Raw genomic sequence first — 14748 nt, 5'->3', positions numbered from 1 at the left:
CAGCGCCGGCGGTGCGGCGGGCGGCGGCGCCGGCAGGCTGGCGCTGTTGGCCGGCGCCAGCTCGACGCGCTGGGCGTTGGCGCTGCGCGGCTTGTCGGTGAACACCCGGTTGCCGTCGGCGTCGAGGTAGGTGTACACGCCGGCGAAGGCCGGCAGGCTGGTCAGCAGCAGGAGGCAGAGCAGGGTGCGCATGGGCTCAGTTCTGGGGCTTCGGTTGCGGGCGGGGCAGGGCCGGGCTGCCGATGTGCACGCGCTGCACGGTGAAGGTCACGCTGGCGCTGCGCTGCAGCGGCTCGCCGTCGCGCAGGATCTCCGCCTGCAGGCTGTGGCTGCCGCGGTCGAGGCTCTCGAAGTGGAACCGGGTCTGCCGGCCGGGGGGGCTCACCGGCTGGCCGTCCAGCAGCAGCTGCAGCAGGTCGCCGTCCTGCAGGTCCGGCTCCAGGCTGACGCCGACGCTGAAGGTGCCGGCATTGGCGCGCAGGGTGGCGTCCTGGTCGGGCACCCCGGTGATTTCCACGCGGCGGTAGCTCGCGGCCTGAGCGGCGGCGGGCGCGGCGGCCGGTGTGGCCGGTGCGGGCGCGGCCACGGTGTTGGTCGGGCCGAGCTGCACGCTCTCGCTGGTCACGCCCTCGGGCGGCTGGTTGGTGTAGACCGGGTTGCCGCGGTCGTCGGTGTAGCGGTAGATCTCGGCGCTGGCCGGCAGGGCCAGGGCGAGCAGCAGGCAGGCGCAGAGCGGGCGCATGGGCGGATCCTTGCGAAGAGGATGGCGGTGCAGCAAGCCTTGCACCGCAGCGAGGCACTGGCAAGCGTCGTCGTCCCGGGCTGTGCGGGGCGGCGCAATCCGCTGCGCTTGCCGACAGGAAAAGCACAAAGGCCTCCCGAAGGAGGCCTTTGCGACATCACCGCTCGGCGATCAGCAGCTGTAGTACAGGTCGTACTCCAGCGGGTGCACGAAGGTGCGCACCTTGATTTCCTCGGCGGACTTCAGCTCGATGAAGGCGTCCAGGAAGTCCTTGGTGAACACGCCGCCCTTGAGCAGGAACTCGTGGTCGGCTTCCAGGGCTTCCAGGGCCTCCTTCAGGCTGCCGCACACCTGCGGGATGTTGGCGGCTTCTTCCGGCGGCAGGTCGTACAGGTTCTTGTCGGCGGCATCGCCCGGGTGGATCTTGTTCTGGATGCCGTCCAGGCCGGCCATCAGCAGGGCGGCGAAGGCCAGGTACGGGTTGGCAGCCGGATCCGGGAAGCGCGCCTCGATGCGGCGGCCCTTCGGGCTGGCCACGTACGGGATGCGGATGGAGGCGGAACGGTTGCGGGCGGAGTAGGCCAGCATCACCGGAGCCTCGAAGCCCGGGACCAGACGCTTGTAGGAGTTGGTCGACGGGTTGGTCAGGGCGTTCAGCGCCTTGCCGTGCTTGATGATGCCGCCGATGAAGTACAGGGCGGTGTCGGACAGGCCGGCATAGCCTTCGCCGGCGAAGGTGTTCTTGCCGTCTTTGGCGATGGACATGTGCACGTGCATGCCCGAGCCGTTGTCGCCGTACAGCGGCTTGGGCATGAAGGTCACGGTCTTGCCGTAGGCTTCGGCGACGTTGTGCACGCAGTACTTCAGGGTCTGCACTTCGTCGGCCTTGGCGACCAGGGTGTTGAACTTCACGCCGATCTCGTTCTGGCCGCCAGCCACTTCGTGGTGGTGCACCTCGACGATCTGGCCCATCTCTTCCAGGGCGTTGCACATGGCGGTACGGATCTCGTGATCCGGATCGCTCGGCGGGGTCGGCAGGTAGCCGCCCTTGACCGCGATGCGGTGGCCGTTGTTGCCCTGGCCGCCGTTCATGTCGGCGTCGCTGCTCCAGGCAGCCTGCTCGGAGAAGATCTTGAACATGGAGCCGGACATGTCCGACTTGTACTTCACGGAGTCGAAGATGAAGAATTCCGGCTCCGGACCGGCGAACACGGTGTCACCGATACCGGTGGTCTTCAGGTATTCCTCGGCGCGCTTGGCGATGGCGCGCGGGTCGCGCTCGTAGCCCTGCATGGTGGACGGCTCGATCACGTCGCAGACCAGGATCAGGGTCGGCTCTTCGGTGAACGGGTCCATCACCGCGGTGCTGTCGTCCGGCAGCAGGATCATGTCGGAGGCTTCGATGCCCTTCCAGCCTTCGATGGAGGAGCCGTCGAACATCTTGCCCACGTCGAAGAAGTCTTCGTCGGCGTCACGCGCCGGCATGGTGATGTGGTGCTGGCGGCCTTTCGGGTCGGTGAAACGGAGATCGATCCACTTCGCGTTGTGTTCTTGAATCAGTTGCAGCGCCTTCGACATGCTGTCCTCCAGGGGGTACACACGGGCGGTGGGGCGCCCGAGATTCGTTTTTCATCGGGCCTCGGCCCGCCGGAAAATGTCCGGATTTCAAAAGCAAGGAGCGTGCCAGTGCTCGGAAATGGGCATGAGCCGCGGAAAATGCGGCTTTTCCGGGCGTCGCCCGCGATGCGCGCTAGGATCGTGCACCACGGGGGTGCTTTCAAGTGTTGCACTGATTCATTTTGGTGCAATTTGCCGTCGCGCGGATTTCTGCTCAAAGCTTGAGCAATTTCCGCTATAATCCGCGCCCCTCTTTTCGCTGCTCCTGCCTTCGCGCCGTTCGCCCATGAAACTGATCGTCAAACCCTTCGCGGAAATCACCATCAAGAGCCGGCCGGTGCGCAAGCAGTTCATCCGCCAGCTCGGCAAGAACATCCGCACCGTGCTCAGGGATCTCGATCCGGCGCTGCGCACCGAGGGCGAATGGGACAACGTCGAGGTGCAGACCCAGGTCAGCGACCCGCAGGTGCTGCGCGAGATGCTCGAGCGCCTGCGCTGCACGCCGGGCATCGCCCACTTCCTCGAGGTGCACGAGTACCCGCTGGGCGACTTCGACGACGTCACCGAGAAGTGCAAGCTGCATTTTGGTGCGAAGCTTTCCGGCAAGATCTTCGCGGTGCGCTGCAAACGCTCCGGCAATACCCACGACTTCTCCTCGGTCGACCTGGCCGCCCACGTCGGCAGCCGCCTGCGCCGCGAGTGCTCTGCCGCCGGCATCGACCTCAAGCATCCCGAGGTCGAGGTGCGCTTCGAGGCGCGCTACGACCGCCTGCTGGTCGAGCACGCCCGCCACGAAGGCCTCGGCGGCTACCCGCTGGGCTCCATCGAGCAGACCCTGGTGCTGATGTCCGGCGGCTTCGACTCCACCGTGGCGGCCTACCAGATGATGCGTCGCGGCCTGCTCACCCACTTCTGCTTCTTCAACCTCGGCGGCCGCGCCCACGAGCTGGGGGTGATGGAAGTCGCCCACTACCTGTGGGAGAAGTTCGGTCGCTCGCACCGCGTGCTGTTCATCAGCGTGCCGTTCGAGGAAGTGGTCGGCGAGATCCTCGGCAAGGTCGACAACAGCCAGATGGGCGTGGTGCTCAAGCGCATGATGCTGCGCGCCGCGTCGCGTATCGCCGACGAGCTGCACATCGACGCGCTGGTCACCGGCGAGGCGATCTCCCAGGTGTCCAGCCAGACCCTGCCCAACCTGTCGGTGATCGACGCGGTGACCGACACCCTGGTGCTGCGCCCGCTGATCGCCGCGCACAAGCAGGACATCATCGACACCGCGACGCGCATCGGCACCGCCGAGTTCGCCAAGAACATGCCCGAGTACTGCGGGGTCATCTCGGTCAATCCGACCACCCGCGCCAAGCGCTACCGCGTCGAGCACGAGGAGGCGCAGTTCGACATGGCCATCCTCGAGCGCGCCCTGGAGCGCGCGCGCAAGGTGACCATCGACAACCTGATCGACGAGCTGGGTCAGGACCTGCAGGTCGAGGAGGTGCGCGAGGCGCTGCCCGGGCAGATCGTCATCGACATCCGCCACCCCGACGCCGCCGAGGACGAGCCGCTGCTGCTGCCCGGCATCGAGGTGCAGGCCCTGCCGTTCTACGCGATCAACAACCGTTTCAAGGAACTGGATGCCAACCGCCAGTACCTCCTGTACTGCGACCGTGGCGTGATGAGCCGCCTGCATGCCCACCACCTGCTCAGCGAGGGGCATGCCAATGTGCGCGTTTATCGTCCGGCCTAGGCAGCCGGGCCTGCTGGGGGGCAGCATCCGCCACCGCCCCCCCGATTGGCGCTGCCCGCGTTAATCAAGCTGTCGCCGGCAGGCGGGAACAATCCCGTCCGGCATCCGAATCCAAGCGTTACCTATCGAGAAGACACCCCAGTGATCGAACAACTGCGCAACATCGCCATCATCGCCCACGTCGACCATGGCAAGACCACCCTCGTCGACAAGCTGCTCAAGCTCTCCGGCACCCTCGACCGCAAGGAAGCCGAGAACGAGCGCGTGATGGACTCCAACGACCAGGAAAAGGAACGCGGCATCACCATCCTGGCCAAGAACACCGCCATCAAGTGGAACGGCTACAACATCAACATCGTCGACACCCCCGGACACGCCGACTTCGGCGGTGAGGTCGAGCGCGTGATGTCGATGGTCGACTCCGTGCTGCTGGTGGTCGACGCCCAGGACGGCCCGATGCCGCAGACCCGCTTCGTGACCCAGAAGGCGTTCAAGGCCGGCCTGCGTCCGATCGTCGTGGTCAACAAGATCGACCGCCCGGGCGCGCGTCCGGACTGGGTCATCGACCAGATCTTCGACCTGTTCGACAACCTCGGCGCCACCGACGAGCAGCTGGACTTCCCGATCGTCTACGCCAGCGCCCTGAACGGCATCGCCGGCATGGACCACGAGGCCATGGACGACAACATGGACGCGCTGTTCCAGGCGATCATCGACCACGTGCCGGCCCCGGTGGTGGACGTCGAAGGCCCGTTCCAGATGCAGATCTCCCAGCTGGACTACAACAGCTTCCTCGGCGTGATCGGCATCGGCCGCATTGCCCGCGGCAAGGTGCGCACCAACACCCCGGTGACCGCCATCGGCGCCGACGGCAAGAAGCGCAACGGCCGCATCCTGAAGGTCATGGGCCACTCCGGCCTGCAGCGCGTCGAGGTCGAGGAAGCCACCGCCGGCGACATCGTCTGCGTCTCCGGCATGGACGAGCTGTTCATCTCCGACACCCTGTGCGACCAGAACAACGTCGAGGCGCTGCCGCCGCTGACCGTCGACCAGCCGACCGTGAGCATGACCTTCCAGGTCAACGACTCGCCGTTCGCCGGCAAGGAAGGCAAGTTCGTCACCAGCCGCAACATCAAGGACCGTCTGGAGAAGGAACTGCTGCACAACGTGGCGCTGCGCGTCGAGCAGGGCGAGTCCCCGGAGAAGTTCAAGGTCTCCGGCCGTGGCGAGCTGCACCTGTCGGTGCTGATCGAGACCATGCGTCGTGAAGGCTTCGAGCTGGCCGTGGGCCGCCCGGAAGTGGTGATCATCGAGAACGAGGCCGGCGAGAAGCAGGAACCGTACGAGAACGTCACCATCGACATCGAGGAGCAGCACCAGGGTCCGGTGATGGAGCAGATGGGCCTGCGCAAAGGCGATCTGACCAACATGATCCCCGACGGCAAGGGCCGTGTGCGCCTGGAGTACACCATCCCGGCGCGCGGCCTGATCGGCTTCCGCAACAACTTCCTGACCCTGACCTCGGGCACCGGCATCCTGACCTCGACCTTCAGCCACTACGGCCCGATCAAGGCCGGCGAAGTGACCAACCGCCAGAACGGCGTGCTGGTGTCGATGGCCACCGGCACCGCGCTGACCTACTCGCTGGAAACCCTGCAGGCCCGCGGCAAGCTGTTCCTCGAGCCGGGCCAGGAAATCTACGAAGGCCAGCTGTGCGGCATCAACAGCCGCGACAACGACCTGGTGATCAACCCCACCAAGGGCAAGAAGCTCGACAACATGCGCGCTTCCGGCAAGGACGAGGTCATCGCCCTGGTTCCGCCGATCAAGTTCACCCTCGAGCAGGCGCTGGAATTCATCGCCGACGACGAGCTGGTGGAAGTGACCCCGAAGTCGATCCGCCTGCGCAAGAAGATGCTCAACGAGAACGACCGCAAGCGTTACGAGCGTAGCAAGGTCTGATCGCTGAGTCGGCCTTGAGCTGAAATGAAAAGCCCCACCCGGCGCGAGTCAGGTGGGGCTTTTCATTTTTGAGAAGGCTGCGGTGTAGGGCTTGAGGTCCCGTTTTTTGTGGTGCCGGCCGCCTCGCGGCTTTCCTCGCAATCAGAGCCCTACTGAAACATTCAACTTGCCATCCTTTACGGTTATCGACTTGATCGCTCTTGCCGAAACCGCTCCAGACAGTTCGTAAATGGGTATTTGCTCCAGCTTCTGCTCAATGGCAGCTTGGGCAAGGATTCTGATTAGTTCCAGTTTGTCGACGGAAACTCCCTCTATCGATAGTCGCGCGATTTCTGGGCTGGTTATATATACGGTCTTGTTCTCTGCGGAGAAATGTAGGCTTCCATTTATGGTGATCACGCCAGATTTTTCGCCAACGAGAGGGATTTTGGCGATGGCCTTGAGTTCAGCCCCAATCCTGTCGCTTTTCTCGCAGATGGTTACTGTTGGGTCGGATAGTGTAAGCGAAATGAAATATTTCTCATGATATATGGGGAATTTATCATTCACCTTTTTTTGTAATTGCTCTTGCGTGAGGCTGAATGACATTAGTCCCGCGGTGTTAAGTGACTTTATCTTGTCAAGAATCCCCATGGTAAATCTATTCCTATTGGTTGTCCGAGCTTTGGGAGTTTGTCGTAAATGTCTTTGATTTTTTCGTGGCCATGCTTTCTTTCGAGTCTTCTGACTATAAAGTGTCCTCTGGCCATATCTTGAAAGTGGTCAATGAAAACTGTGTTGATCAGTGCGCCCCCTGCTGCCCCGATTGCTGGAATTGCTTGTGCGGCAGCCTTTTCTGTGACTTGGATTCCGAAGCGCTCAGCAATTTTGCTGATGAGCTTTATCAGGAAAGGCGCTCCTTCTTCAGAAAGTTTCTTGGTTGCAAGGAATTCGGTAGCCTCTTTAATCGATTTGGCTAGCATTGCTCGCACGCCATAGTATCCGATTTCAGTTCCGTCGTCAGACTTGCTGTTTCCGCCAAGTGCAAAAACTTCTAAGCAAGCCATTTTTGTTTCGGCGGATGCAATGGATTCGCCCTCGCTTCTTGCTATGTCTGCTATTGAGCGGAGCATTATTGTGGTTGAAATCGGGAGTTCAATGGCAATTGCGCTAATCCCAAAGAATCCACCGACTCCTCCGCTGACGGCCACTCCAAGCTTGTGCCATATATTTGATGACTCCTCGCCTGGCGTGTCCTTCATCGTGAATATTGCGGCTTCGGATGCTTTTAGTAGTGCTGCTTCGGTTGTGCTTCCAAGGCTTTTGTGCCAGCTTTCTGGGAGCATTGCGAGCCCTTTTTCTATTGGGGCTCCAATCAGGTTTGTTGCTTTTGCGGCTAGCCCTGGGTTTTCTAGAAGGTTTTTTGCTTTTTGGAGGTCTGCTTTATCTTCTTCAGGAATTGTCATTTTCGCTCCAGATTTTTGGTGGTTGCTCTTGTGTGAAATTTTTGCTTAGAGAGGTTTCTTCATATTTTGAGTCTGGCTACTGCTCTCGTTGCGAGATGTTTCCATATTCAGTTTCTTATCCGGAATCTCTGCTTCTTTGCTTTTCCTCAAAAACCGCCCTCACCACGAAACCAAACACGAAGCACTCAGATCTTTATGGCTCCTCCTTCGCAGTCTGTGACTTTGCGCTTTTCCAGCTTTTCCGGGGGCTTTTGCGAGAAGTCTTCCACTGCAGTGCGACAGCCTGTGTCGCATCTAGCCGGCTGCGCATACATCCCCCGCAGGTTCTCCACCTTCCGCCCGATCTCCTCCACCCACACCTGCGGCGCATGCACGCGGATCTGGTCGTTGAGGCCGAAGATCCACCACAGGGTTTCCTGATCCAGCGGCACGCGGGCGTGCAGGCGTTGCCAGTCGCTGCCGGGCAGCGCTTCGAGGCGCTGCTGGCGGCTGAGCGGGGTTTCGTCGAGCAGCCAGGCGATCTGCGGGGAGACGTCGGCGATCAGTTCGACTTCGTCGGGCGACTGGCGCCAGGCGAAGGCGCCGCCTTCGATGTAGCGGTCGATGTCGAAGCCTTCGTGTTCGCGGGCCGGTTCGTCCAGCAGCTCGGCGGACTGGATGCGGTGCAGGGCGAACTGGCGCAGGTCGGCGTAGTCGTTGGCGGTGCCGATCAGGTAGCTGCTGGAGTGGCGCGACACCAGGCCGGCCGGGTGGATGCGCAGGCTCCTGGCGTCGCCCTTGCTGCGGCTCAGGTAGTCGACCCGCAGCTGGCGGCGTTCGAGCAGGGCGGTGCAGACCTGCGTCCAGATAGCCGGTTGCAGCGGGGCGGGGAGCAGGGCCTTGCCGTTGGGCAGGGTGCGTACGCGGCGCGCCCAGTGGGCCAGGCCGTTGCGCTCCATGCCGTCGAGGTAGTCGCGGGCGCTGCGAAAGTGCGGGTTGAGCTGGTCCAGCACGCTCTGCGGCAGCAGGGTGTTGAGGTGGCTTTCGGCCAGGTGCAGGGCCAGCGCGGAGGCGGTGTCGAGGGCGGGCAGGCCGTGGGCGGCGTCGCGGTCGAGGCTCCAGCGGTAGGGGCGCTGGCTGTCGTCGCAGAGGATCGGGAAGCGCCGCGCCAGCTTGTCGCGCAGGTCGCGCTGCAGGGAGCGGATATCGACCTCGAAGCCCTTGTCCCGGAGCTTTTCCTGCAGGACGGGGGTCGAGATGCGCCCCGGCCAGCGCGGGATCAGCTGCAGCAGGGCGAGGTAGCGGAACAGTGGATCCTTGTTTTCGGACATCGTGCGGCTTCCGTGTCGACGTTGGCGGATGGCCTGTGACCGGTGTCCGCTTGTCGGCGAGTGTAAGACGGCGGATGGGCATTTGGCCACTAGCGGGGCAGTGCCTTGTCGGGCGCTCAGTGCCTGCCGCCAAGGAGCTGCTGCAGCCTGGCCCTGAAGGTCTCGGCGGCGCTGGCCGGGCGCCATTGCAGCGTCTGGCTGCCGCACTGCGGGCAGTGCTCGAACCAGTCGACGCCGAGGATCAGTGCATCGCTGCGCGGGATGACGGTGCGGCACCAGCCGCAGTCGGTACAGCGGAAGGTGGAGGGCGGTGGCGGAATCGGCATGGCGCGGAGGCTCCCGGGTCATTGCAGGTCAGGGCGGGGCTGAGCCTTGCGCTTGGCCAGCTGTTCCTGCAGTTCCTCGTTTTCCTGCTTGAGTGCGCGGTATTCCTGGTAGTGCGCGTAGCCCTTCCGGGCGACGAAGATCAGGCCGACGGCGGCGAGAAGGTTCTTCAGCATGGCGTTGCTCCTGGCGGAAGGCATGGGGCGGTCTTCCGTATCTTCCATGTTGGCGCGACAGCCTGTGTCGCAGCGCATGCGCCCAGCCGCCTCCGGCACAGGTTGCGCCGTCAGCGGGGCGGCGCGGATTGTTGCACCCCACGCAAAACAGGCTTCTCCACATCGGCATTTTTCCCGCGGCGGGCGGGGCGGAAAATATGTCCATGCCCGGCAGCGAACCAGCCTCCGGGCGGCTTTCCACCCAAGAGGTCGAGTTGCTCATGAAATCCAAAGCTCTGTTCCTGACCGTCATGCTGGCCTCTACCGGGGCCTTCGCCGCCGAGGCTTCGGCAGGCAACGACGCGCAGGCGACCGCCTACACCTACGGCATGAATCTGGATGTCGCCGAGGTGATCGCCATCAATGAAGCCCCCCACGGGCGTTGCGAGCTGGTGCCGACCGAGATGACCTACCGCGATTCCCAGGGCCAGGTGAAGACCATCAGCTACACCAAGCAGGACATGTACTGCGAGTAAGCCGTTTGCCGTAATCCGCTTCCTTTCCCGTTTCTCCACGGAGTGCCCCGCGAAGTTTCTGACTTCTCAACGCTCCCTGTTAGGCAGGCTCCCTGAGCCTGCCTTTTTTTGTTTTGCCGTTCGGCAGGGCGCCGCCGTCCGAGGCAGGGAGGCCTGTCGTTCCCATGCGGTGGCGCGCCGCGGCTGCGTTATGCTGGCAGCGGCGGCCGGCGCGTGGGGATCGGCCCCATCCCTGTTCGCGGAGGTCGTCTTTCCCATGGATGTATTGCAGGCCATGCGGGTGTTCGCCCGGGTCATCGACAGCGGCAGCTTCACTGCGGCCGCCCAGGCGCTCGATCTGTCCACCGCCCAGGTGTCGCGGCTGGTTTCCGACCTGGAGGCCAGCCTGAGTACGCGCCTGCTCTATCGCACCACCCGCCGCCTGCGCCTGACCGAGGCCGGCGAGCGCTACCTGCAGCGCTGCCGGGAGATCCTCGTCCAGGTCGACGAGGCCGCCGCCGAGGCCAGCGGCGCGCATCTCACCCCGCGCGGCCGCTTGCGCGTGCACTCCTTCACCGGCCTGGGCACCCAGTACCTGATGCCGCTGGTGGTGCGCTACGCCGAGCTGTATCCGCAGGTCGACGTCGATCTCAGCCTGTCGCAGCGCACCCCCGATCTGCTCGAGGAAGGCCACGACGTGGTGGTGACCCATTGCCGCGAGCTGCCGGATTCCGAGCTGGTCGCCCAGCGTCTGGGCGAGGTCTTCAACGTGGTGTGCGCCGCGCCCGACTATCTGCGCCGCCTGGGCACGCCATCGTGTCCCGAGGCGCTGCGCGAGCACCGCTGCCTGCGCCTGCTCGACCCGGTGTATCCCGGCGACTGGGTGTTCGAGCGCGCCGGCGAGCGGCAGGTGATCAGTCCCGGCGATGGCTTCCAGGCCAACGTTTCGGAGGCCATGGTGCAGGCGGTGGTGGCCGGCATGGGCGTGGGGCTACTGCCCAACTTCGTCGCCGCCCGCGCGTTGCGCGAGGGCAGCCTGGTGCGGGTGCTGCCCGAGTGGCAGCTGCAGGAGCGCAGCCTGTATGCGCTGTACTCCTCGCGGCGCTTCCTCGACGCCAAGATCAAGACCTGGATCGAGCTGCTCAAGGCCGAGCTGCCGCGGCTGCTGGCGCGCGATGCGGCCGATCTGGGCAATCCCGCCTACTGGGCCTGAGCGGCCGCCGCGCCCTGGCGCACGATCACCGTGCAGGTGATGCCGGCGGCCAGCAGCACGCCGTCGGGCACCTTGTCGAGGGCGATGCGCACCGGCACGCGCTGGGCCAGGCGCACCCAGTTGAAGGTCGGGTTGACGTCGGCGATCAGCTCGCGGCTCTGCGGGTTGTCGCGGTCGTAGATGGCGCGGGCGATGCTCTCGATATGCCCTTCCAGGCGCTGTCCGCTCATCAGCTGCATGTCCACCCTGGCGCCGATCTCGAGCAGCGGCAGCTTGGTTTCCTCGAAGTAGCCGTAGACCCAGTAGGAGTGGCGGTCGACCACCGCCAGCTGCGCCGCACCGGCCTGGGCGTAGTCGCCGGGGCGCACGGCGAGGTTGGTCACGTAGCCGTCCACCGGGGCCAGCACGCGGGTGCGGGCCAGGTCCAGCTCGGCCTGCTCCAGCTGCACCAGCGCCCGGCGGTACTCGGCGCGCGCCGCGTCGGCGGCGTTGGCGGCGTCGTCGCGGTCCTCGCGCGATACCACCTGCTCGTCCAGCGCCAGGCGGCGCCTGGCGTTCTGCTCGCGCATCGCCAGGCTGGCCCGGCGCGCGGCGACCAGGGCGCGGGCCTCGTCGACGGCCAGCCGGTAGCGCGCCGGGTCGATCTGCAGCAGCAGGTCGCCCTTCTTCACCGTCTGGTTGTCGCGCACCGGCACCTCCAGCACCAGGCCGGCGACGTCCGGCGCCACGGTGACCACGTCGGCGCGCACGCGGCCGTCGCGGGTCCAGGGCGATTCCATGTAGTTGACCCACAGGCTGCGGCCGAGCCAGAGGGCGGCGAGCACCACGCCGAGGGTGGCGAGAAAGCTGATGATCGATTGGCGGGACAACATGGACGGTCTCCGGCTCAGGGGTAAACGGTCAGGGCCATGCCGGCGAACACGCAGGCGAACAGGCCCATGCGCAGCAGGCTCGGGTGCCAGGCGTGGCGGTAGACGCCGCTGCCGGCGAGCAGGCGGTCGAGGCCCCAGGTCAGCAGCATGGCGAGCAGGAACAGTGCGGCGACGCTGGGCAGCAGCACGCCGTGGAAGGCGATCTCTCGCGGCAGGGGATCAGGCAGCATGGGCGGCTCCGGGCAGGCGCTCGGCCAGCGGCGAGTGCGGGTCGAGCAGGGCGGTGCGGATGAAGTGCAGGTAGCTTTCCAGGCGGCGCAGCGGCGAGCTGGCGAAGTGCGGCGCGCGCGCCTCCGGGGTGCGCCGCACGGCATCGATGGCCTGCTCGACCCGGGCCAGCGCCTGGCTCAGGTGCGCCGGCGTGGGCCGCGCGAACAGCCGCACCAGCGCCGCGGCCAGGGCGTCGAAGGCCAGCCGCCAACTGGTTCCCGCGGCGTAGCTGGACTCGTCGGGCAGCGCGGCCTTCTCCTGGCGCAGCTCGATCACCGCGTGGCCGATCTCCAGCACCAGGGTCATCCAGCGCAGCAGGTCGCGCTGCACCGCGGGGTGGCCGGCGGCGAGGTCGTGGGCCTGGGTCAGCAGGTCGCGGGTGGAGCTGTCGAAGCGCGCGGGCAGCCCGGCGAGCGGCGCGCGCACCGCATGCACCACGCGGCGGCGCAGGTCGCGCTCGAGGTGGCGCCACATCCACGGCCGGTTGGGTGGCAGCACGCAGGCCATCACCACCGCCACCAGCAGCTGCGACAGCACCAGGGCGATGTAGTTGTTGAGCAGGCTGGCCGGGTCGTGAACGGTGTAGTTGGCCGGGAGGGTGCCGAAGCCGAACAGGATCAGCAGGCCCATGCCGTAGCCGGCCCAGCGCGGGCGGGTGACCAGGTACAGGCCGAACAGGAACACCGGGGCCAGCGCCAGGGCGAGCATGGGGAAGCCGCCGATGCGCGGCAGCACCAGGAAGCTCTCGACGAAGCCGAACAGCGCGGCGAGGAAGGTGCCGCCGGCCATCTGCAGGGCCATGCGCGCCGGATTGGCCGAGGCCGAGCACAGGGAGCCGATGATCACCGCGGTGATCAGGAACATGTGGCCGCTGGGCCAGGCGCTCTGCAGCCAGAGGGCGCTGCCCAGGCCGATCAGCAGCAGCATGCGCAGGGCGGCGACGCCGACGGCCAGGCGGTTGGCGCGCGGCGCGAAGCGCTCGCTCCCGCGCTCGCGGGGATGGCGGGTCGGCGCCAGCGCGGCGTGGGTCTGCGCGTAGTCGTGCAGGTCGTCGGCCAGGCGGTAGAGCAGTTCGGCGGCGGTGTCGAAGTCCAGGCGCAGCGGGCTGTCCGCGGGCAGCTCGCCGAGGTCGGCGCGGCACTGGCGGATCAGCGGCAGCAGCTGCGCGCGGTAGGCCTCCAGCTGCGTGGCCAGTTCGGCGGCGCCGCGTTCGTCCAGCGTCCGCTGCTGCCAGGGAGCGAGCAGGCCGCTCAGGCTGTCCAGGCAGGGGGCGAAGGCGTCCAGGGCCAGGCTGGCGCCCTGGCTGCGCAGGCGCGCGAGCAGCTGCTGCAGGGCGTGGAAGCGGCTGCCGATGGCCATGAAGTCGTGGTTCAGGCGGCTCAGGCGGCCCATGCGCAGGGCGAGCTGCGGGTCGTCGTAGCCGCTCATGCTGCGCAGGGTTTCCAGGCGCACGGTCTGCGCGGCGAGGCGCGCCTGGGCGGCCTCGAGGGTGGCGCGGTCGCCGCCGTGCAGGTGCGTCACGGCCAGCGCGGCGAAGTCGCCGAAGCGCCGGGCGACGGCCTGGCGCATGGCGCTGCCGGTGCTCTGCGGCAGGATGGCGGCGCTGAACACCGAGCAGCACAGCACGCCCAGGCCGATCTCCAGCACCCGCCACAGCGCCTGGATGAAGGCGGTCTGCGGATGCTGGATGGCGGTGAGGCTGACCAGGGTGGCGGTGTAGCCGGCCAGCAGGCAGCTGTAGCTGCGCAGGTCGCGGTAGCGCGCCGCGCCGGCGGTGCACAGGGCGACCCAGAGCGCCATGCCGCCGAGGAACAGCACCGGCTCCTGGTTGAACAGGGCGATCAGCGGCAGCATGGCCAGCAGGCCGATCACCGTGCCGAGCAGGCGGTGCAGGCTCTTGGCGATCACCTGGCCGCTCTGCGGCTGCATGACGATGAACACCGCCATCACCGCGGTGCTCGGCTGCGGCATGTCCAGGCGCATGGCCAGCCACAGGGTGGTCAGCGCCGCCGCCAGCATCTTGAAGATGAAGATCCAGCTCAGCCCCTCGCTGCGCGCCCACACGGCCAGGTCGTCGCGCAGGCTCATCGTGCGCCGGCTCCGGCAGACACCACCGGCACGCGGCGCGGCTCGAGCAGGCGCTCGGCGGGATCGTGCCGCGCATCGAGCAGGCCGCCGCCGAGGGCGGCCATCAGTTCGGCGTGGGCTGCCAGGCGCGCCGCCCACACCTGCTGCTGCACGCGCTGCTGGGCGAACAGGCGGGTCTGCGCCTCGAGCACGGCCAGATAGTCGGTCAGCCCGCCGCGCCAGGCCTGCTCGGCGATGCGCCAGCTGGCCTCGGCGGTGGCGGTGGCCTCGGCGGCCAGGCGCTGCTGCTCGTCCAGCGAGCGCAGGCGGATCAGCTGGTCGGAGATCTCGCGCAGCGCGCTGATCAGGGTCTGGTTGTAGCGCGCCACCGCGGCGTCGTAGTCGGCGCTGGCGGCGCCCAGCCGGCCGCGCCGGCGGCCGCCGTCGAACAGCGGCAGGGACAGCGCCGGGCCGATGCTGCCGCCGAGCTTGCCGGCCTGCAGCAGCGCCAG

Annotated in this window: 16 protein-coding genes; 4 read left to right on the top strand and 12 right to left on the bottom strand. The window is 66.2% G+C overall.

Annotated elements, in window-relative coordinates; genetic code table 11:
* The 3 genes from E5198_RS17600 to glnA form a co-directional block, all read right to left on the bottom strand.
* The coding region (locus tag E5198_RS17600) for a DUF4124 domain-containing protein (RefSeq protein ID WP_136491257.1) at positions 1 to 192 on the bottom strand (192 nt) is incomplete at its 3' end.
* Positions 193 to 196: 4 nt separating this feature from the next.
* Complete coding sequence (locus E5198_RS17595) at positions 197 to 742, bottom strand: DUF4124 domain-containing protein (RefSeq protein WP_136491256.1); 546 nt, start codon at positions 740 to 742, stop codon at positions 197 to 199.
* 171 nt (positions 743 to 913) lie between these two features.
* Positions 914 to 2320, bottom strand: a complete 1407-nt coding sequence (gene glnA / locus E5198_RS17590; RefSeq protein ID WP_136491255.1) for a type I glutamate--ammonia ligase — start codon at positions 2318 to 2320, stop codon at positions 914 to 916.
* A gap of 325 nt (positions 2321 to 2645) precedes the next feature.
* On the opposite strand from glnA, the gene thiI reads away from it, so the two are divergent.
* Both thiI and typA read left to right on the top strand, forming a co-directional pair.
* Entirely contained in the window at positions 2646 to 4103 is a 1458-nt protein-coding gene (thiI, locus tag E5198_RS17585) for a tRNA uracil 4-sulfurtransferase ThiI (protein ID WP_136491254.1), read from the top strand.
* Between the two features lie 141 nt (positions 4104 to 4244).
* Positions 4245 to 6065, top strand: coding sequence for a translational GTPase TypA (typA, locus tag E5198_RS17580; RefSeq protein ID WP_136491253.1), 1821 nt, complete (start codon positions 4245 to 4247; stop codon positions 6063 to 6065).
* A 141-nt stretch (positions 6066 to 6206) separates the two neighbouring features.
* Here typA and E5198_RS17575 read toward each other — a convergent pair whose 3' ends face one another.
* The 5 genes from E5198_RS17575 to E5198_RS21620 form a co-directional block, all read right to left on the bottom strand.
* The gene (locus E5198_RS17575) at positions 6207 to 6698 is read right to left on the bottom strand and encodes a DUF1439 domain-containing protein (RefSeq protein WP_136491252.1); all 492 of its coding nucleotides are present in this window, start codon (positions 6696 to 6698) and stop codon (positions 6207 to 6209) included.
* Positions 6677 to 7510, bottom strand: a complete 834-nt coding sequence (locus tag E5198_RS17570) for an EcsC family protein (protein WP_136491251.1) — start codon at positions 7508 to 7510, stop codon at positions 6677 to 6679. Before E5198_RS17570 ends, E5198_RS17575 begins: the two co-directional genes overlap by 22 nt.
* A 185-nt stretch (positions 7511 to 7695) precedes the next feature.
* Positions 7696 to 8820 (bottom strand): YafY family protein, encoded by a 1125-nt coding sequence (locus E5198_RS17565; protein ID WP_136491250.1) that lies wholly within the window; start codon positions 8818 to 8820, stop codon positions 7696 to 7698.
* Between the two features lie 116 nt (positions 8821 to 8936).
* The gene (locus tag E5198_RS17560) at positions 8937 to 9146 is read right to left on the bottom strand and encodes a hypothetical protein (RefSeq protein WP_136491249.1); all 210 of its coding nucleotides are present in this window, start codon (positions 9144 to 9146) and stop codon (positions 8937 to 8939) included.
* A gap of 18 nt (positions 9147 to 9164) precedes the next feature.
* Positions 9165 to 9320 (bottom strand): hypothetical protein, encoded by a 156-nt coding sequence (locus E5198_RS21620; protein WP_168772551.1) that lies wholly within the window; start codon positions 9318 to 9320, stop codon positions 9165 to 9167.
* A gap of 260 nt (positions 9321 to 9580) precedes the next feature.
* Here E5198_RS21620 and E5198_RS17555 point away from each other — a divergent pair, with 260 nt between their 5' ends.
* Together E5198_RS17555 and E5198_RS17550 are read left to right on the top strand one after the other, a co-directional pair.
* Complete coding sequence (locus E5198_RS17555; RefSeq protein ID WP_136491248.1) at positions 9581 to 9835, top strand: DUF2790 domain-containing protein; 255 nt, start codon at positions 9581 to 9583, stop codon at positions 9833 to 9835.
* Positions 9836 to 10091: 256 nt separating this feature from the next.
* A complete protein-coding gene (locus E5198_RS17550; protein ID WP_136491247.1) occupies positions 10092 to 11027 on the top strand; it encodes a LysR family transcriptional regulator in 936 nt (311 codons plus the stop codon).
* On the opposite strand, the gene E5198_RS17545 is transcribed toward E5198_RS17550, so the two are convergent.
* The 4 genes from E5198_RS17545 to E5198_RS17530 all read right to left on the bottom strand — a co-directional run.
* Entirely contained in the window at positions 11015 to 11896 is an 882-nt protein-coding gene (locus tag E5198_RS17545; protein WP_168772552.1) for an HlyD family secretion protein, read from the bottom strand. The genes E5198_RS17550 and E5198_RS17545 overlap by 13 nt on opposite strands.
* A 17-nt stretch (positions 11897 to 11913) precedes the next feature.
* The gene (locus E5198_RS17540; RefSeq protein ID WP_136491258.1) at positions 11914 to 12114 is read right to left on the bottom strand and encodes a DUF1656 domain-containing protein; all 201 of its coding nucleotides are present in this window, start codon (positions 12112 to 12114) and stop codon (positions 11914 to 11916) included.
* Positions 12115 to 12118: 4 nt separating this feature from the next.
* Positions 12119 to 14257, bottom strand: coding sequence for an FUSC family protein (locus tag E5198_RS17535; protein WP_136491245.1), 2139 nt, complete (start codon positions 14255 to 14257; stop codon positions 12119 to 12121).
* A partial coding sequence (locus E5198_RS17530) for a TolC family protein (RefSeq protein WP_168772550.1) occupies positions 14254 to 14748 on the bottom strand: 495 nt, incomplete at its 5' end. The genes E5198_RS17530 and E5198_RS17535, both read right to left, overlap by 4 nt.

Source organism: Pseudomonas sp. A-1 (genome assembly GCF_004801855.1).
GTDB lineage: Bacteria > Pseudomonadota > Gammaproteobacteria > Pseudomonadales > Pseudomonadaceae > Geopseudomonas.
Note: the sequence above shows the minus strand (reverse complement) of the source record. Positions and strands in the feature narration are given on the sequence as shown.